This window comes from Streptomyces sp. LS-MS-L19 (assembly GCF_058382285.1).
In genome coordinates this window covers 6,947,904-6,965,881 of sequence record NZ_JBYCLL010000001.1, presented here as the reverse complement: position 1 = coordinate 6,965,881, position 17,978 = coordinate 6,947,904, and the positions used below count along the sequence as shown (strand labels likewise).

The window sequence follows — 17,978 nt, the reverse complement described above, 5'->3', positions numbered from 1 at the left end:
TCCCCTGCCGGTCCCCTCCACCGTACGCCTCACTCCGTGATCGGCACCTGGAGAGCCTCCTGGGGGAACAGTCCCAGCCGGTGTGCGACGGCCGCGGCCTCGCCCCTTCCGGAGACGGCGAGCTTGGCCAGGATGTTGGAGACGTGGACGCTGGCGGTCTTCGGGGAGATGAAGAGTTCCCCGGCGATCTGGCGGTTGGTGCGGCCGAGGGCGACCAGGCGCAGGACGTCGCGTTCGCGGCCGGTGAGGCCGAGGGAGCGGGCCGGGTCGTCCGGTGCGGGAGCCCGCTCCGCGGTCAGGGTGAGGCGGGCGCGCTGGGCGAGGAGGCCGACCGCGTCGGCGAGGAGCCGGGCGCCGAGGTGGTCGGCGGCGGCGTGGGCGAGGCGCAGGAGTTCGGTGGCCTGGTCGCGGTCGGGCTGCTCGGCGCCCCCGGGCGCGGACAGCAGGGCCTGGGCGAGCCGGTGCCGGACGCGGGCGAGGTCGTAGGGGCGTTCCAGGGGTTCGAAGGCGGTGACGGCCTCGGACCAGTGATCGGGGGTGTCGGCGCTCTCGGCGCGCAGCAGTTCGGCGCGGAGCCAGCGCTCGTGGGCCAGCCAGACGGGGGCGTTGGTGGCGAGGGGCCTGGCGGCCTCCCGGATGCGGTCGAGGATCTTCGCGCGGCCCTGCTCGGCGACGGGCAGGCCGAGGGAGTCGGCCTCCGTGGTGGCGGCGGTGAGGAGCAGGGGCCAGGCGTAGCGCTGGGTGCCGGGTGGGAAGCCGGTGTCCAGGACGCGTTCGAGGTCGGCGCGGGCGTCCAGGAGGCGTCCTTCGGCCGCGGCGATGCCGATGGCCAGGTCGGAGAGTGGGAGGTCGTGTTGCGGGGTCCGGTCGTGGGAGCCGAAGTAGCCGCGGGCCGCGGTGAGTTGGCGTGCGGCCTCGGGGAGGTCGCCGCGGGCGAGGGCGAGCGTGGCCCGGTTGGCCGCGTGGAAGCCGCGGGGCTGGGCGCCGCGGCCGATGCGTTCTGCCTGGACGGCGGCCTCGGCCGCCTGGTCCCAACGGCCCAGGGAGTAGAGGGACTCGGCGAGGTTGCCCCAGATCCAGGCCTCCTTGTCGGACATGCCGTGCGTCCGGGCGTAGCCGAGTCCTTCCTCCAGGATCGGGACGGCTTCCCGGGAGCGGCCGATGGCTTCGAGGGCGTTCGGCAGGTTCACGTAGACGCGGCCGACGACGGCGGAGAGCCCGTCGTCGAGGGTCTGGCGCAGGATCTCGAACATCGCGGCGAGACCGGTCTCGACATCGCCGGACTCGACGGCCAGACCCGCGTCGGTGACGCAGGCGTTCATCTCGATCTCGCGGGCACCGACCATCCGCGCGTACTCCACGGCGCGTTCGGCGGCCGTGACGGCCTCGGGGCCGGGGCAGTGCAGCATGGACCAGTTCGCGAAGTTGTACAGCACCTCGGCGTGCACCTCCGAGGGCGGCAGACCTCGCACCAGCTCCTCGGCGGCGGCCAGTTCGGTCCAGCCGTCACCCCGGGCCAGTCCTTGGACGAGGTGGGAGCGCTGGACCCAGAACCACGCGGCGCGCAGTGGGTCGCCGTCGTCCTCCAGGAGGTGCAGCGCCCGCTTGGCGATCTTCAGGGCGCGTTCCCGTTCGCCGCCCAGGCGCCCGGCCACGGCGGCCTCGGCCATCAGGTCGAGGTAGCGCAGCGGGGTGGTGGCGGGGTCGCAGCCGCAGGGAGGGTAGACCTCGGTGTAGTCGACGGGGCGCAGGGCGTTCCGGACGTCCTCGGGGGTGGTGTCCCACAGCTCCATCGCGCGTTCCAGGAACCGGAGTTGCTCGGAGTAGGCGTGCCGGCGGCGGGCGGCGGCAGCGGCGTCCAGGACGGCGGGCAGTGCCTTGGCGGGGTCATGGGCGTGGTACCAGTAGCTGGCCAGGCGCATGACGCGTTCGTCGGCGGGGACCAGCGTGGGGTCGGCCTCCAGGGCTTCGGCGTAGCGCCGGTTGAGGCGGGAGCGTTCGCCGGGCAGCAGGTCGTCGGCGACGGCCTCGCGGACCAGGGAATGCCGGAAGCGGTAGCCGTCGCCGTCGGGTGCGGGGCTGAGGATGTTGGCGTTGACGGCGGCCCGCAGCGCCTCGATGAGGTCGTCCTCGGCGAGCCCGGTGACGGCGGCCAGAAGCCGGTACTCCACGGTGGAGCCGCCCTCGGCGACGACCCTGGCGACCCGCTGGGTGCGCTCGGGCAGGCTCTCCACCCGGACCAGGAGCAGATCGCGCAGCGAGTCGGTGAGGCCGGTGCCGCAGCCCTCGGTGGCGCAGACGGCGAGTTCCTCGACGAAGAAGGCGTTGCCGTCGGAGCGTTCGAAGATGTCGTCGACCTGGGCGGGGTCCGGTTCGGTGGCGAGGATGCCGGCTATCTGGCGGCTCACCTCGTCCCGGGTGAAACGGCCGAGTTCGATGCGGTGGACCGTGCGCAGCCGGTCGAGTTCGGCGAGCAGGGGGCGCAGCGGATGGCGGCGGTGGATGTCGTCGGCGCGGTAGGTGGCGAGGACGACCAGGCGGCCGGTGCGCAGGGTGCGGAAGAGGTAGGCGAGGAGGTGGCGGGTGGAGGCGTCGGCCCAGTGCAGGTCCTCCAGGGCGACGACCACGGTGCGTTCGGCGGCGACCCGTTCCAGGAGGCGTGCGGTGAGTTCGAAGAGGCGGGCCAGGCTCTCCTCGTCGTGCCGGCTTGTGCCGCGGGCGGGGAGGGCCTCGCCGATCTCGGGGAGCAGCCGGGCCAGTTCCTCCTCCTGGCCCGCGGCCGCGGCGGCGAGTTCGTCGGGCAGGGCGCGGCGCAGGGCGCGCAGCGCGGTGGAGAAGGGGGCGAAGGGCAGTCCGTCGGCGCCGATCTCGACGCAACCGCCGAGGGCGACGACCGCGCCCTGCCGGCAGGCCGCGGTGGCGAACTCCTCGACGAGCCGGGTCTTGCCGACGCCGGCCTCCCCGCCGAGCAGCAATGCCTGCGGCTCGCCCGCGGCGGCACGGGCGAGCGCTTCGTTCAGGCTGTTCAGTTCTTCGGTGCGGCCGACGAACACGGGACTGACGGACCTGGTCTGCACAGGCCCGAGCATGACACGCGGGTCCGACGGCGGGGCACCCGTTTTCGGGGCGGGCCGGGTGTCCCGGCCCGCCCCGGTCACCGGGAGGACGGCCGCGGTGGTGACCGCGGGGACGGGCAGAGCCGTACGGCCGTCCTCCCTCCCCCCGGCGCTCACGCCGTGCGGAGGAACCGGTGCCGGCGGGGGCGGCCGGTATGCGCATCGGTCTCCGCGGAGCGTTCGGCGGCTTCGCGGCGGGCGGCGCGGCGGCCCCGCAGGGTCTCGCGGACGAGCCGCTCGTTCTCGGCCTGGCGGAGGAGTTCGGCGGAGCGGTACTGGGAGAGCTCGTACTCGGGATACATGGCGTCGTCCTCGTGGGAGTCGGTGGTGGGCTTCGCTTTCTGCGATGCCTCCACTTTCGTCTCCGAGGGGGGTCCGCCACATCGGGAGAGTTCCGCATCTTGGGGGCCCGGAGGGGCCTTAGACGCGCGGGAGGGGCCTCAGGGGCTCCGTAAGGTACTTACGGAGCCCCTGAGGCCCCTCGGGACCTGCGGTTGTTCAGCCGGCGGAGGGCAGGTCCAGCAGGGCGCCCGTGTACTTGAGGACGGCCAGGAGCAGGCCGACGACCCCGAGCGCGACACCGCCCCAGGCGACGGACTTGATCCACCCGGCCTGCGGCTTGCCGGGGGCGCCGAACGCGGGCCGGGCGAGCACGGCGACACCGACGACCAGGGCGAACAGCGCGAAGACGCCACCCCAGAGCGCGGTGGCCTTCCAGGCGTCGCCGTAGCCCTCGTCGAGGAGCTTCGCCACGTCGGAGGAGGTCGCGGTCTGCGCGTGCAGCTGGCCGATGAGCGACTGCCGCGCGGAGGCGACGGTGCCGATCCAGCTGCCGGTGAGCGAGACCAGGCCGAGCGCCGCGGAGACGACCGCGCCCGCGCCCTGGCCGACGCCGGTCGGGCCCTCCTCCTGGGCGGCCTCGGGCGACTCGTCCTCGTGGTCTGCGGTGATGTCGTCGTCGGCCGCGATGGCCTCCGTCTCCGTCACCTCGTCGGTCTTGGCGACGCTCACCTTCTCCTGGTCGGTCGTGGCCTCGGCGCCCGTCTCGGCGCCGGTCTCGTCAGCTGTCTTCGTTCCCATGTCGGGCACCGTACGGATCCTGTCTGAGAGGGTTCTTAATGATCGTTCCGGGCTGCACGCGCGCGTGCCTCACGCCACTCGGGGGCGAGAACCGACCACACCTCGAGGTCGTGCCGTACGCCACGATAGGGGTGCGCCTCCCGGTGGACTCCGTCGCGGGTCATTCCCAGGCGCCGGGCCACGTTGATGCTGGGGGTGTTCCCGGACGCGGCGATCCATTCGATCCGGTGGGCGCCGCGCTCCTCGACGACCCAGTCGATCAGGACGCGCATGGCACGGGTGATCAGGCCGCGTCCGGTCGCGGCGGGCTCCAGCCAGCAGCCGACCTCGCAGTTGCCCCGCTCGGCGTCGAAGTTCAGGGTGAGCACTCCGCCGACGAGCTTCCCGTCCAGCCAGATGCCGTGGTAGCCGCCGGTGTCCTCGGCGCGCATCCGGGCGTAGCGCTCGAGCGTCTCGCGTGCGGAGGCCAGGTCGACGACCTGGGAGCCGAAGGGGATGAACTGTCCGATGAACTCGCGGCCGCGCTCCAGGTTGGCCAGGAACTCCTCCGCGTGCCAGGGCTCCAGGGGCCGCAGTTCGGCGCCGTCCTCACCCAGGGATATCGCGTACATCCTCGTCCCGCTCCCTCTCCATCTGCTCCACGACGTCCTGCTCCACGACTTCGGTGAGCCTCTCATGCGCGGCGCGGCACTCGGGCGGCTCGATGCTGATGCGGGGCATCCGGCGGTCCAGCCAGCCGGGCAGCCACCAGTTGGCGCCGCCGAGCAGGTGCATGAGGGCGGGGACGAGAAGGGTGCGCAGGACGAAGGCGTCGAGGGCCACGGCGGCGGCGAGCGCGATGCCGAACATGGCGATCACGCGGTCGCCACTGAGGACGAAGGCGAGGAAGACGGAGATCATGATGACCGCGGCGGAGTTGATGACCCGGCTGGTCTCGGCGAGGCCCACGCGCACGGCCCGCCGGTTGTCGCCGGTCTCCAGCCATTCCTCGTACATCCGGCTGACCAGGAAGACCTGGTAGTCCATGGAGAGCCCGAAGAGCACCGAGACCATGATCACGGGGAGGAAGGGTTCGATGGGTCCGGCGCGGCCCAGCCCGAGCAGCTCGCTCCCCCAGCCCCACTGGAAGATCGCGACGACCACTCCGAAGGCGGCGGCGACCGCGGCGACGTTCATCGCGGCGGCCTTCAGCGGGATGCCGACGGACCGGAAGGCGAGCAGGAGCAGCAGACAGCCCAGGCCGATGACGACGCCCACGAACAGGGGCAGCTTGCCGACGATGACGTCCGCGAAGTCGTCGTACGACGCCGTCATGCCGCCGACGTGGATGTCGAGGGTGGTGCCGGTCTCGGCGCGGGGCAGCACCTCGGTGCGCAGCCGCTCGACCAGGTCGCTGGTCTGCTGGGACTGCGGGGCGGAGTCGGGGACGATCGTGAAGTAGGCGAGGTCGGCGCCGCTGTCGTAGGTCACCGGGGTGGTGGACGCGATGCCCTTGGTGGTGCGGATGGTCGCGTCGAGGTTGTCGAGGAGCAGTTTGTCCTCGGCGCCGTCGACACGAGTCACCAGGGTGAGGGGGCCGTTGACGCCGGGTCCGAAGCCGTCCGCGAGGAGGTCGTAGGCCTGCCGGGTGGTGGCGGACTCGGGGCCGTTGCCCTGGTCGGAGGTGCCGAGGCGCAGGCCCAGGGTGGGCAGGGCGAGGACGGTGATGACCACCAGGGCGATCGCGCCGAGCAGCTTGGGGTGCCGTTCCACGAACGCGGACCAGCGGTGGGCGAACCCGGTGGGCAGTTCCGGCTCGGGGCCGTGCTCGGCGAGGCGGCGCCGCTCGCGCCGGCTCAGGGCCCGCATGCCCATGAGGGAGAGCAGGGCGGGCAGCAGGGTCACGGAGGCGGCGACGGTGAGGACCACGGTCAGGGAGGCGGCTATCGCGACGCCGTTGAGGAAGCCGAGCCGCAGGATCAGCATGCCCAGCAGGGCGATGCAAACCGTGGCACCCGCGAAGACGACCGCACGGCCTGTGGTGGTGACGGCGTTCTCGACGGCCTCGGTGACGGTCAGGCCGCGTTTCAGCCCGCGCCGGTGTCTGGTGACGATGAAGAGCGCGTAGTCAATGCCGACGCCGAGACCGATCAGCATGCCGAGCATGGGCGCGAAGTCGGCGACGGTCATGGCGTGCCCGAGGAGCACGATCCCGGCGTAGGCGGTGCCCACCCCGACCAGGGCGGTGGCGATGGGCAGCAGCGAGGCGGCGAGCGAGCCGAAGGCGAGGAACAGCACGAGGGCGGCCACGAGCACGCCGACGACCTCGGCGAGGTGCCCGCCCGAGGACTCGGTGGAGGCGATGGCGCTGCCGCCCAGCTCGACCTGGAGTCCGTCGGCCTCGGCGTCCTTGGCGGTGTCCACCACGGCCCGCGCCTCGGACTTGTCTATGTCCTCGGCGGAGTGGGAGAAGGTGACGCCGGCGTAGGCGGTGTGCCCGTCGGCGCTGATCAGACCGCTGCCCGCGGAGTCGTACGGGCTGACCACGGAGGCCAACCCGGGCAGCTCCGCGATCTTGTCCAGGGTCATGGTCATCGTCTGTTCGACGTCGGCGTCGCGGACGGAGCCCGAGTCGACGTGCCAGACGACGGTGTCGCTGTCGCCGCCGAGGTTCGGGAAGCCCTCCTGGAGCAGCTGGGTGGCGCGGCCCGACTCGGTGCCCGGGACCTCGTAGTCGTTGGAGTACGCGGAGCCGGTGACGGCGGCGGCCGCGCTCACTCCGCCGAGGGCGAGGAGCCACAGGAGGACGACGACAAGGCGTCGCCTGACACACCAGCGTGCGAGGGCTGCCACGAACTTGCTCCCAGGGGTGACGAATTGTGGATCTTTGACCGGGAACAGTGGTTCATGGGATGAACAGCCCGCAAAGAACGCATGAGCAATGTGTGGACCACTCTTGCAGGCGAAAGTGATCGTTTATCGCGATCGTGCGGTTATTCACAAGAGTGGGAGGCAGATCACAGGACAGTAACGGTCACTCTGTCACGCCTGCCGGACGTCCGCCGACGTCAGTCGAACTGGTCGCCCAGCGCCATCACCATGACGCCCGCGATCAGCAGCCACAGGGCTCTGCGGGTGCGCCCGCGGGAGCCCAGGAGCGCCGCGAGCACGCACACCGCGGCGCCGAAGGCGTAGGCCGCCGGTACGAGCGCGGGAGCGGAACCGGCGGCGCGCAGGGCCGCCGCGGCCAGGCCGGCGAGGGCCAGCAGGGCGCCGGTGCCGGAGGCCGTCCAGCGGGCCCGCCGGGCGTCCAGCACCTGATCGTCGTACTCCTCCTGTACGCCGGGCTGTATGCCGGACGGCTCGGAATTCGCAGGACCGTTCATGGCGGGCGAGCGTAGCGTGTCCTTCTGAGAATCCCAGGGCGTGTCCGCCCCCGGCCGAAGCAGGTGCATTGTTTGAGCGTCCGACCGAGCTCCTCCGTATCCCTTTCCGCCTTTCCGGACTCAAGGAGCCCGTTCACCGATGCCAGACGACATCACCTCGAGGACCTCGAATGAGGACCTCACCCAGCGACTGACCCACGCCCGCTACCCGCGCAGCAACAGCTACGACGTCCGCTGGGTCATCGACAACCAGATGGGCCCGAACGCGCTGTGGCTGCTGGAGTGGCTCGCGCCCGCCCTGGGCCTCGACACCCTGCGACCCGGCGCCCGTGTGCTCGACCTGGGCTGCGGCCGGGCGATGACCTCGGTCTTCCTGGCCCGGGAGTACGACGTCCAGGTCACCGCGGCCGACCTGTGGGTCAAGCCCGACGAGAACGCACAGCGCATCACCGAGGCCGGTTTCGCCGACCGGGTGCTGCCCGTGCACGCCGAGGCGCACGACCTGCCGTTCGCCGAGGGCAGCTTCGACGCGATCGTGAGCATCGACGCGTACCAGTACTTCGGCACCAACGATCTCTATCTGCCCACGCTGACCAGGCTGTTGAAGCCGGGCGGGCGGATCGGGATCGTCGTACCGGCGTTCCGCGAGGAGCCGGAAGGCGTCGAACTGCCGGAGCACATCCATGCCTTCGGCGATCCGGGATTCTGGGCGTTCCACACCGCCGACTGGTGGCGTCGCAATTGGACCCGCACCGGTGTCGTGGACGTCGAGGAGGCCGACTGGCTGTCCGACGGGTGGCGCGACTGGCTGCTGTGGAGCCAGGTGTGCGCTGAGGAGAGCCCCGAGGAGTTCCATCGGGAGACGTCCCGGCGGGTCATCGACATGCTGCGGGTCGACGAGGGCCGCCACCTCGGCTTCGTACGGGTCGTAGGACGCCGTAAGTAGCCGTACGGCCCCGGAGGACCTGTCCTCCGGGGCCGTCACGCGTGTGCGCTCAGCCCTCGCTGACGCCCAGCTTCTCCAGGATCAGCTCCTTGACGCGGGCCGCGTCGGCCTGACCACGGGTGGCCTTCATGACCGCCCCGACCAGGGCGCCGGCCGCGGCGACCTTGCCCGAGCGGATCTTGTCGGCGATACCGGGGTTGCCGGCGATGGCCTCGTCGACGGCGGTGCCCAGGGCGCCTTCGTCGGAGACGACCTTCAGACCGCGCTTGTCGACGACCTCGTCCGGGGTGCCTTCGCCCGCGAGGACGCCTTCGATGACCTGGCGGGCCAGCTTGTCGTTGAGGTCACCCTTCGAGACCAGCTCGGTCACCCGGGCGACCTGCGCCGGGGTGATGGCCAGTTCGTCGAGCGCCTTGCCGGACTCGTTGGCGCTGCGGGCGAGCTCGCCCATCCACCACTTGCGGGCGGAGGCCGCGTCGGCACCGGCGTCGATCGTGGCGACGATCGGGTCCAGCGCACCGGCGTTGAGGATCGCCTGCATGTCGAGCGCGGTGATGCCCCACTCCGCGACCAGGCGGTTGCGGCGGGCCAGCGGCAACTCGGGCAGCCCGGCCCGGAGTTCCTCGACCCACTCGCGCGAGGGAGCCACCGGCACGAGGTCCGGCTCGGGAAAGTACCGGTAGTCCTCGGCCTCCTCCTTCACGCGGCCCGAGGTCGTGGACCCGGTGTCCTCGTGGAAGTGCCGGGTCTCCTGGATGATCGTCCCGCCGGAGGAGAGGACGGCCGCGTGCCGCTGGATCTCGAAGCGGGCCGCGCGCTCCACGGACCGCAGGGAGTTGACGTTCTTCGTCTCCGAGCGGGTGCCGAACTTCTCGGTGCCGTGCGGGCGCAGCGACAGGTTCACGTCGCAGCGCATCTGGCCCATCTCCATGCGGGCCTCGGAGACGCCGAGCGCCTTGATGACCTCGCGCAGCTCACGGACGTAGGCCCGCGCGACCTCGGGGGCACGCTCGCCCGCGCCCTCGATCGGCTTGGTGACGATCTCGATGAGCGGGATGCCGGCGCGGTTGTAGTCGAGGAGCGAGTGCGAGGCGCCGTGGATACGGCCCGTCGCGCCGCCCACGTGGGTCGACTTGCCGGTGTCCTCCTCCATGTGGGCGCGCTCGATCTCCACGCGGAAGGTCTCGCCGTCCTCCAGCTGTACGTCGAGGTAGCCGTTGAAGGCGATCGGCTCGTCGTACTGGGAGGTCTGGAAGTTCTTCGGCATGTCCGGATAGAAGTAGTTCTTCCGGGCGAAGCGGCACCACTCGGCGATCTCGCAGTTCAGCGCGAGACCGATCTTGATGGCGGACTCGATGCCGATCGCGTTGACGACCGGGAGCGCGCCGGGCAGGCCGAGGCAGGTGGGGCAGGTCTGCGTGTTGGCGTCCTGGCCGAGCTCGGTCGAACAGCCGCAGAACATCTTGGTCTTGGTGCCGAGTTCGACATGGACCTCGAGGCCCATGACGGGGTCGTACGACGCGAGTGCGTCCTCGTACGACACCAGGTCGGTCGTGGTGGTCACGGTCTGTTTTCCCTCTCAGCCCAGCAGGACGTCGTCGTCGCCCAGCCGCTTCAGCTCGCGGTACAGGACGGCGAGGCCGGTGACGACGGCGACCGCGGCGACGGTGGCGTCGACCAGGACCAGCGTGTCGTTCTCGGCGCGCGCCTTCTTGAGCCGCTTGGCGACACCGATGGCGCCGAACGCCGTGGTGGCGATGGACAGGTACGTACCGGACTTGGACTTCTTGAAGTCCTTCGCCTTGGTCAGCTTGCTCACAGCGACGGTGCCTCCTCCAGGAGCGGGTGGCCCCACCTTTCCACGAAGGCGGCCTCGACGGCGGCGCCGACCTTGTAGAGGCGGTCGTCCTTCAGGGCCGGGGCGATGATCTGCAGTCCGACCGGGAGGTTGTCCTCCGGCGCCAGCCCGCAGGGCAGGGACATGGCCGAGTTGCCCGCGAGGTTGGTCGGGATGGTGCACAGGTCGGCGAGGTACATCGCCATCGGGTCGTCGGCGCGCTCGCCGATCGGGAAGGCGGTGGTGGGAGTCGTCGGCGAGACGATGACGTCCACCTGCTCGAAGGCCTTCTCGAAGTCCCGCGTGATGAGCGTGCGGACCTTCTGGGCGCTGCCGTAGTACGCGTCGTAGTAGCCGGAGCTCAGGGCGTACGTGCCGAGCATGATGCGGCGCTTGACCTCGGGGCCGAAGCCCGCCTCACGGGTGAGGGAGGTGACCGCCTCGGCGGAGTTGGTGCCGTCGTCGCCGGTCCGCAGGCCGTAGCGCAGGCCGTCGAAGCGGGCCAGGTTGCTCGAACACTCGCTCGGCGCGATCAGGTAGTACGCGGAGAGCGCCAGGTCGAAGGACGGGCAGTCCAGCTCGACGATCTCGGCGCCGAGGTCCTTCAGCAGCGCCACCGACTCGTCGAAGCGCTGGATGACACCGGCCTGGTAGCCCTCGCCGCGGAACTGCTTCACGACACCGACGCGCATGCCGGCCACGCTGCCGTTGCGGGCGGCCTCGACGACCGGCGGGACGGGCGCGTCGATCGACGTGGAGTCCAGCGGGTCGTGTCCGGCGATGACCTCGTGGAGCAGGGCCGCGTCCAGGACCGTACGGGCACACGGGCCGCCCTGGTCGAGGGAGCTGGAGAAGGCGACCATGCCGTAGCGGGAGACCGCGCCGTACGTCGGCTTCACGCCGACCGTGCCGGTGACGGCGGCCGGCTGGCGGATGGAGCCGCCGGTGTCGGTGCCGATGGCGAGGGGCGCCATGTGCGCGGCGAGCGCGGCGGAGGAGCCGCCGCCGGAGCCGCCGGGGATCCGGGTGAGGTCCCAGGGGTTGCCGGTCGGGCCGTAGGCGCTGTTCTCCGTCGAGGACCCCATGGCGAACTCGTCCATGTTGGTCTTGCCGAGGATGACGACGTCGGCGGCCTTCAGCTTCTTGGTGAGGGTCGCGTCGTACGGCGGGATCCAGCCCTCGAGGATCTTCGAGCCGACGGTGGTCGGGATGCCCTCGGTGGTGAAGATGTCCTTCAGCGCGAGCGGCACACCGGCGAGCGGGCCGAGCTTCTCGCCCCTGGCCCGCTTCTCGTCGACGGCGCGGGCCTGCGCGAGGGCGCCCTCGCGGTCGACGTGCAGGAAGGCGTGCACCTTCTCGTCGACGGCGTCGATCCGGGCCAGGTGGGCCTCGGTGACCTGCACGGCCGTGAGCTCACCGGAAGCGATCTTCTCGGCGGTCTCGGCGGCGGTGAGCTTGATGATGTCCGTCATGGCGGTTAGTCCTCCCCCAGGATCTGCGGCACCTTGAAACGCTGCTGCTCCTGGGCCGGGGCGCCGGAGAGCGCCTGCTCGGGGGTGAGCGACGGACGGACCTCGTCCGCCCGCATGACGTTCGTCAGCGGGAGCGGGTGCGAGGTCGGCGGTACGTCTTGGTCGGCGACCTCGCTGACGCGTGCGACCGCGCCGATGATGTCGTCCAGCTGTCCCGCGAAGTGCTCTAGCTCTTCGGGCTTCAGCTCCAGACGCGCCAGCCGTGCGAGGTGGGCGACCTCCTCGCGCGTGATGCCAGGCATGCAGCGATCCTCTGGGGTGAGTGTGTGTGGTTTGGGGCCAATCCTATGGGTCACGGCCGGATGGCCGTTAAACGGTTTCCCGCAGCCGACGGCAACGGGCAGCCCCATACCGCGACAAAGGATGCCTGAGGCGGTCACTCCGCCGCGGGCAGCGCCGCCCTGGGCCGCTGCCAGCCCCTCGATCCCCTGGCCAGCAGCCACGCCGTCGTCTCCTCCGGGGGCATCGCCGCGGCGACCAGCCATCCCTGTACGGCGTCGCAGCCCATGTCGCGCAGGCGTTCCCAGGTCTCGTCGTCCTCGACGCCCTCGGCCACCACCAGGAGGCCCAGGGAGTGGGCGAGGTCCACCGTGCAGCGGACGATCTCCGCGTCCTCGGTGTCGACGGCCAGTTTGGCCACGAAGGAGCGGTCGATCTTCAGTTCGCTGACCGGGAGGCGGCGCAGGTGGACGAGGGAGGAGTAGCCGGTGCCGAAGTCGTCGAGGGACATCTTGACGCCGTGGCCGGTCAGCGCGGCGAGGGTGTCCCCGGCCCGTGAGGGGTCCTCCAGGAGGACGTGCTCGGTGATCTCCAGCTGGAGCGCTCCCGCGGGGACGCCGTGCCGGGCGAGGCGGGCGGCGACCGAGCCGGCGAAGCCCGGGGTGTGGACGTCACGCGGGGAGACGTTGACCGCGACCGGGACGAACAGGCCCTGCGCCCGCCACTCGGCGACCTGCGCGAGAGCCGTGTCGAGGACGTACTCGGTGAGGTGCGGCATCAGCCCGGAGGACTCGGCGATCGCGATGAACTCGTCCGGCGGCACCTTCCCGCGCTCCGGGTGCACCCAGCGCACCAGCGCCTCCAGGCCGGCCACCTGTCCGTCGAAGCGGACCTTGGGCTGGTAGTGCAGCTGCACCTCGTGCGCGTCCAGCGCCCGGCGCAGATCGCCCAGGAGACCCAGGCGGTCGGGGGTGTTGGAGTCCCGCTTGGACTCGTAGACCTCAACGCCCGTGCGGTCCCGCTTGGCCTGGTACATCGCCACGTCCGCCCGGCGCAGCATGCCCTCGGCGTCCAGGGCGTGGTCGGGGAAGACAGCGACTCCGGCGCTGGCCTCCAGGACGAGGGTGAGCCCGTCGAGGTCGAGCGGGGAGCTGAGGGCGGCGACCAGGGTGCGGGCGACGCGGGTCGCTGAGGTCGTGGAGTCGGCGACCGGCAGTAAGACGGCGAACTCGTCACCGCCGAGCCGGGCCGCCTCGGCGCCACGGGGCAGGGCGATCCTGAGCCGGTCGGCGATCTGGAGGAGCAGCCGGTCACCGGCGAGGTGGCCGAGGGTGTCGTTGACCGAGCGGAAGCGGTCGAGGTCGATGAGCATCAGGGCGGACCGGGCGCCGATGCGTTCGGCGTCGTCCAGGGCGGTCCAGATGCGCTCCAGGAGCCACTGCCGGTTGGGCAGTCCGGTCAGCGGGTCGCGCAGCTGTTCCTCGGCGCGGGCCCGGGCCATCCAGAGGGTGGAGTCGAGGGCGATCAGCGGGATCGCGAACAGCGGGAGCAGCAGGGGCTTGGCGGCGGCGACCACGCAGACCAGCGGGGCGATGCCGAGCAGCGCGACCGCGACCAGGCCCTGTCTGACCAGGGCGGTGCGGGCCATGGTGGGCAGTCCCGCGTGGCGCGAGGAGTGCAGGTACCAGCCGAGCACACGGGTCACGGCGAGGTAGGCGGCCGCGACGAGCATCACCACGGGGCCGGTGTAGAACGTCCAGGTGTCCGGGTTCCACGGGGTCTCGACGGACGGGGACTGGCCGAAGGCGGCGAGGACCAGGGCGCCGGTGGCTATGCCGAGGATGTCCACCGCGCCGTGCAGGATGCCCTGCCGCCAGCGGTGGCGCCTGGCTATGCCGACCAGCAGCACGACGGTGAGGCTGACCATTCCGGCGGGCACCCAGCCGTAGAGCAGCAGGACGGCGAGGGTGAGGGCGGCGCCCGAGCCGGTGCCGCCCCACCAGCGGGCCCGGCCGAGGGCGACGAGGTGGCCGACGATGACGCCGGTCAGCACGGCCAGCGACCAGCCGACGGTGCCCGAGGGGAAGAGGGCGTGGCTGCCGGTGAAGGCCCGGTAGAAGCCCGCGCCGAGCACGAATCCGGCGGCCGCGACGACCGCCGTGGGCAGCGCGGGCCAGGACAGCTGGCGATCGGGTTCGGAGTCCGGCAGGCCGGGGGCGCGCTCGGCGGTGAGCTGTGCGGCACCGGGGCCACCGGCCGCGGTGTACTGTCCGGCGGCACGTTCCTCCGCGCCCGGACGCTCCGAAGGCCGTCCGGACCACCGGCTCACCCGCCAGGCGCCGGTGAGCCGGCGCAGGCGCAGCCGTGAGTCCGGGGCGGCGCTCTCGGTCGGTTCCATTCCCGTCCCTCTCACAGCCGGCGGTGCCCACGCCACGCGGCTCGTTCGCCCGACAAAACCCTCGACGGCGCCGCGTTGGAAAACCCTTCCCCTTGCTCATCAAGAGCACGGGGATGCCCCAACCGCAGCTGGGCACGGCAGGCGCACATCTCAACAGTAGGCCGCAGAAGGCTTCCACGGGCAGCGGTCGTCGACGGTTGCCCGAATGCGCCCCGGCCACCCGTATGCATCTGGTATGCGCCGAACGGGTGGCCTTCAACCGCCGCTTCTCGCTACTCCTCCGTGGGAAGCGCCACATCGGCGGCCGCTTCGGGGCCCTGTTCCAGGAGGACGTCGAAGCCGTCCTCGTTCAGAACCGGCACCTTGAGTTGCATCGCCTTGTCGTACTTGGAACCAGGATTGTCGCCTACGACTACGAAAGACGTCTTCTTCGAAACCGAACCGGTTACTTTCGCCCCTCTGGTCTGGAGGGCCTCCTTGGCACCGTCACGGGTGAAGCGCTCCAGGGTGCCGGTGACGACGACGGTGAGCCCTTCCAGGGGGCGCGGGCCCTCGTCCTCCCCCGAGCCCTCCTCCTCCATGCGCACGCCCGCGGCCTTCCACTTGCGCAGGATCTCCTGGTGCCAGTCCTCCGCGAACCACTCCTTGAGGGACTTCGCGATGATCGAGCCGACGCCGTCGGTGGCCGCCAGCTCCTCCTCGCTCGCCTCCTCGATGCGCTCGATCGAGCGGAAGTTGCGGGCGAGGGCCTCGGCGGCGACCGGGCCGACATGGCGGATCGACAGACCGGTGAGGACCCGGGCGAGGGGGCGGTCCTTGGCGGCCGCGATGTTCTCCAGCATGGCCACCGCGTTCTTCTTGGGCTCGCCCTGCTGGTTGGCGAAGACGGTGGCGACCTTCTCCTCGCCGGTCTTCGGGTCCCGCTTGGGCAGACCGCTGTCCTGGTCGAGGACGTACGCCTTGATGGGCAGCAGCTGTTCGATGGTGAGGTCGAACAGGTCGCCCTCGTCGGCCAGCGGCGGGTCCGCGGGCTCCAGCGGCTTGGTGAGCGCGGCCGCGGCGACGTACCCGAAGTGCTCGATGTCCAGCGACTTGCGGCCCGCGAGGTAGAACAGGCGTTCCCGCAGCTGGGCGGGGCAGGTGCGGGCGTTGGGGCAGCGCAGGTCGACGTCGCCCTCCTTCATGGGCCTGAGCGCCGTACCGCACTCGGGGCACTCGCTCGGCATCACGAACTCGCGCTCGCTGCCGTCGCGCAGGTCGACGACCGGGCCGAGGATCTCGGGGATGACGTCACCGGCCTTGCGCAGCACCACGGTGTCGCCGATCAGGACGCCCTTGAGCTTGACGACGTCCTGGTTGTGCAGGGTGGCGAACTCGACCTCCGAGCCGGCCACCGTCACCGGCTCGACCTGGGCGTACGGCGTGACCCGGCCCGTACGGCCCACGCCCACGCGGATGTTGATGAGCTTGGTGTTGACCTCCTCGGGCGCGTACTTGTACGCGATCGCCCAGCGCGGGGCGCGGGAGGTGGAGCCGAGCCGTCCCTGGAGCGGGATCTCGTCGAGCTTGACGACGGCGCCGTCGATCTCGTGCTCCACGGAGTGGCGGTTCTCGCCGAAGTAGGCGATGAACTCCCTCACTCCGTCGAGGTCGTCGACCACCCTGTTGTGCTTCGCGGTGGGCAGCCCCCAGGACTTGAGGAGGTCGTAGCCCTGGGAGAGGCGGGTCATGCCCTCGAAGCCCTCCAGGGCGCCGATGCCGTGCACGACCATGTGGAGGGGGCGGGTGGCGGTGACGCGCGGGTCCTTCTGGCGCAGCGAACCGGCCGCCGCGTTGCGCGGGTTGGCGAAGGGCTTGTCGCCGGCCTCGACCAGCCGGGCGTTGAGCTCCTCGAACTTCTCCATCGGGAAGTAGACCTCGCCGCGGATCTCCACGAGGTCGGGGACCTGGTCGCCGGTGAGGCGGTCCGGGATCTCGGCGATCGTACGGACGTTGGGCGTGATGTCCTCGCCGGCGCGGCCGTCGCCGCGGGTGGCGGCGCGGGTGAGCCTGCCGTGCTCGTAGGTGAGGTTGACGGCGAGGCCGTCGACCTTCAGCTCGCACAGCAGGTGGTAGTCGGTGGTGCCGACGTCCTTGGCGACGCGGTCGGCCCAGGCCGCGAGCTCCTCGTCGCTGAACGCGTTGTCCAGGGAGAGCATGCGGGAGCGGTGCTGGACCGCCGTGAACTCCGTCGCGTACGCCCCCGCGACCTTCTGGGTCGGGGAGTCGGGCGTGCGCAGCTCGGGGTACTCCTCCTCCAGCGCCTCCAGGGAGCGCAGGAGCTTGTCGAAGTCGGCGTCGCTGATGACCGGCGCGTCGTTCACGTAGTACCGGAAGCGGTGCTCCTCGATCTGCTCAGCGAGCTGCGCGTGCTTCTCCCGTGCCTCGGCGGGCACCGTCGTCTCCGCTTGCTTGTCGCCGGCCACCGTGTTGTCCTCCCGTTACTCTGGGTTGTCCGCGAGGGATCTCGCCGCCTGGACGCAGTGGGCGAGGGCCCTGCGCGCGTACTCCGGGGAGGCCCCCGCGAGTCCGCACGACGGAGTGACCGTGACCGCCTCCGCGAGCAGTCCCGGATGCAGCCCCAGCCTGCGCCACAACGTCCTGACACCCATGACGCTACCGGCAGGGTCTGACAATGCCGTGTCCGTGCCCGGCACGACACCCGCGAAGAGCCGGGTACCCCCTTCCACCGCCTCACCGATCGCGTCGTCGTCACGCTCGGTGAGGAGCGTGAAGTCGAAGGAGATCGCCGCCGCGCCCGCCCGCCGCAGCAGGGCGAAGGGGACGTCCGGTGCGCACGAGTGGACCACGACGGGGCCGCCGGCGTGAACCCCGACGACGTCCCGGAGCGTGGCCTCCACGACCTGCCGGTCGACGGCCCGGTGGGTGCGGTAGCCGCTGGCGGACTTCACCTGGCCGCGCAGGACGGCGATGAGCGAGGGCTCGTCGAGCTGGAGGACGACCTGCGCGCCGGGGACCCTTCTGCGGACCTCCTCCAGGTGCAGCCGCAGCCCCTCGGCGAGGGAGGCGGCGAGGTCCCGGCAGGCGCCGGGGTCGGAGAGGGCGACCTCGCCGTTCCTGAGTTCCAGTGCGGCGGCGAGCGTCCAGGGGCCGACGGCCTGGACCTTCAGCTGCCCCTCGTAGCCCTGGGTGAACTCCTCCAGGGCGTCCAGGTCCTCCCCCAGCCAGGACCGGGCCCGCTTGGTGTCCCGGCCCGGCCGGTCGCCGATCCGCCAGCCGCTGGGCTCCACGCGCGCGTACAGCTCGACGAGCATCCCGGCGGTCCGGCCGATCATGTCGGCGCCGGGGCCGCGGGCGGGCAACTCGGGCAGGAAGGGGAAGTCCTCGAAGGAGCCGGTGGCGGTCTTGGCGGCTTCCCGGGCGTCGCCGCCGGGGAGGGAGCCGACGCCGGTGGCGGGGGCGAAACTGAAGTCTGCGGTCACGTA

Annotated in this window: 14 protein-coding genes; 1 reads left to right on the top strand and 13 read right to left on the bottom strand. The window is 71.4% G+C overall.

What is annotated here, in order from left to right; genetic code table 11:
- Nucleotides 1–29: 29 nt before the first annotated feature.
- The 6 genes from AC2XR2_RS31230 to AC2XR2_RS31205 all read right to left on the bottom strand — a co-directional run bounded on the left by AC2XR2_RS31230 (nt 30) and on the right by AC2XR2_RS31205 (nt 7,561).
- Nucleotides 30–3,089 (bottom strand): helix-turn-helix transcriptional regulator, encoded by a 3,060-nt coding sequence (locus AC2XR2_RS31230; protein ID WP_491518537.1) that lies wholly within the window; start codon nt 3,087–3,089, stop codon nt 30–32.
- Between the two features lie 140 nt (nt 3,090–3,229).
- A complete protein-coding gene (locus AC2XR2_RS31225) occupies nt 3,230–3,472 on the bottom strand; it encodes a hypothetical protein (protein ID WP_381305115.1) in 243 nt (80 codons plus the stop codon).
- A gap of 142 nt (nt 3,473–3,614) precedes the next feature.
- A complete protein-coding gene (locus tag AC2XR2_RS31220) occupies nt 3,615–4,196 on the bottom strand; it encodes a hypothetical protein (RefSeq protein WP_491516877.1) in 582 nt (193 codons plus the stop codon).
- A gap of 35 nt (nt 4,197–4,231) precedes the next feature.
- The gene (locus tag AC2XR2_RS31215; RefSeq protein ID WP_330264296.1) at nt 4,232–4,807 is read right to left on the bottom strand and encodes a GNAT family N-acetyltransferase; all 576 of its coding nucleotides are present in this window, start codon (nt 4,805–4,807) and stop codon (nt 4,232–4,234) included.
- Nucleotides 4,785–7,028, bottom strand: a complete 2,244-nt coding sequence (locus tag AC2XR2_RS31210; protein WP_491516876.1) for an MMPL family transporter — start codon at nt 7,026–7,028, stop codon at nt 4,785–4,787. The genes AC2XR2_RS31215 and AC2XR2_RS31210 overlap by 23 nt, the downstream gene beginning before the upstream one ends.
- A 215-nt stretch (nt 7,029–7,243) precedes the next feature.
- A complete protein-coding gene (locus AC2XR2_RS31205) occupies nt 7,244–7,561 on the bottom strand; it encodes a hypothetical protein (RefSeq protein ID WP_381305106.1) in 318 nt (105 codons plus the stop codon).
- A gap of 139 nt (nt 7,562–7,700) precedes the next feature.
- Between AC2XR2_RS31205 and AC2XR2_RS31200 the strand changes: the two genes are divergently transcribed.
- On the top strand, nt 7,701–8,507 hold the full coding sequence (locus AC2XR2_RS31200; protein ID WP_449353182.1) for an SAM-dependent methyltransferase: 807 nt from the start codon (nt 7,701–7,703) through the stop codon (nt 8,505–8,507).
- Nucleotides 8,508–8,556: 49 nt separating this feature from the next.
- Here AC2XR2_RS31200 and gatB read toward each other — a convergent pair whose 3' ends face one another.
- The 7 genes from gatB to AC2XR2_RS31165 form a co-directional block, all read right to left on the bottom strand.
- Nucleotides 8,557–10,071, bottom strand: coding sequence for an Asp-tRNA(Asn)/Glu-tRNA(Gln) amidotransferase subunit GatB (gene gatB / locus AC2XR2_RS31195; protein ID WP_381305102.1), 1,515 nt, complete (start codon nt 10,069–10,071; stop codon nt 8,557–8,559).
- Nucleotides 10,072–10,086: 15 nt separating this feature from the next.
- Nucleotides 10,087–10,326, bottom strand: a complete 240-nt coding sequence (locus tag AC2XR2_RS31190; RefSeq protein WP_330264301.1) for a hypothetical protein — start codon at nt 10,324–10,326, stop codon at nt 10,087–10,089.
- Complete coding sequence (gene gatA, locus AC2XR2_RS31185) at nt 10,323–11,816, bottom strand: Asp-tRNA(Asn)/Glu-tRNA(Gln) amidotransferase subunit GatA (protein ID WP_330264302.1); 1,494 nt, start codon at nt 11,814–11,816, stop codon at nt 10,323–10,325. Before gatA ends, AC2XR2_RS31190 begins: the two co-directional genes overlap by 4 nt.
- 5 nt (nt 11,817–11,821) lie before the next feature.
- Nucleotides 11,822–12,118: an Asp-tRNA(Asn)/Glu-tRNA(Gln) amidotransferase subunit GatC gene (gene gatC, locus AC2XR2_RS31180; RefSeq protein ID WP_007384860.1), complete on the bottom strand. Its 297-nt coding sequence runs from the start codon at nt 12,116–12,118 to the stop codon at nt 11,822–11,824.
- 134 nt (nt 12,119–12,252) lie between these two features.
- Complete coding sequence (locus tag AC2XR2_RS31175) at nt 12,253–14,493, bottom strand: putative bifunctional diguanylate cyclase/phosphodiesterase (protein WP_491516875.1); 2,241 nt, start codon at nt 14,491–14,493, stop codon at nt 12,253–12,255.
- A 272-nt stretch (nt 14,494–14,765) separates the two neighbouring features.
- Nucleotides 14,766–16,958 (bottom strand): NAD-dependent DNA ligase LigA, encoded by a 2,193-nt coding sequence (gene ligA / locus AC2XR2_RS31170; RefSeq protein ID WP_491516874.1) that lies wholly within the window; start codon nt 16,956–16,958, stop codon nt 14,766–14,768.
- Between the two features lie 15 nt (nt 16,959–16,973).
- Nucleotides 16,974–17,975: a methionine synthase gene (locus AC2XR2_RS31165; protein ID WP_381305091.1), complete on the bottom strand. Its 1,002-nt coding sequence runs from the start codon at nt 17,973–17,975 to the stop codon at nt 16,974–16,976.
- Nucleotides 17,976–17,978 lie beyond the last annotated feature (3 nt).

What these genes read in the sequence shown, in the direction of transcription:
- AC2XR2_RS31175 (WP_491516875.1), bottom strand. Translation starts at nt 14,493, where the DNA reads ATGGAACCGACCGAGAGCGCCGCCCCGGACTCACGGCTGCGCCTGCGC.
- gatA (WP_330264302.1), bottom strand. Translation starts at nt 11,816, where the DNA reads ATGACGGACATCATCAAGCTCACCGCCGCCGAGACCGCCGAGAAGATC.
- gatC (WP_007384860.1), bottom strand. Translation starts at nt 12,118, where the DNA reads ATGCCTGGCATCACGCGCGAGGAGGTCGCCCACCTCGCACGGCTGGCG.
- AC2XR2_RS31215 (WP_330264296.1), bottom strand. Translation starts at nt 4,807, where the DNA reads ATGTACGCGATATCCCTGGGTGAGGACGGCGCCGAACTGCGGCCCCTG.
- AC2XR2_RS31200 (WP_449353182.1), top strand. Translation starts at nt 7,701, where the DNA reads ATGCCAGACGACATCACCTCGAGGACCTCGAATGAGGACCTCACCCAG.
- AC2XR2_RS31220 (WP_491516877.1), bottom strand. Translation starts at nt 4,196, where the DNA reads ATGGGAACGAAGACAGCTGACGAGACCGGCGCCGAGACGGGCGCCGAG.
- AC2XR2_RS31230 (WP_491518537.1), bottom strand. Translation starts at nt 3,089, where the DNA reads ATGCTCGGGCCTGTGCAGACCAGGTCCGTCAGTCCCGTGTTCGTCGGC.
- AC2XR2_RS31205 (WP_381305106.1), bottom strand. Translation starts at nt 7,561, where the DNA reads ATGAACGGTCCTGCGAATTCCGAGCCGTCCGGCATACAGCCCGGCGTA.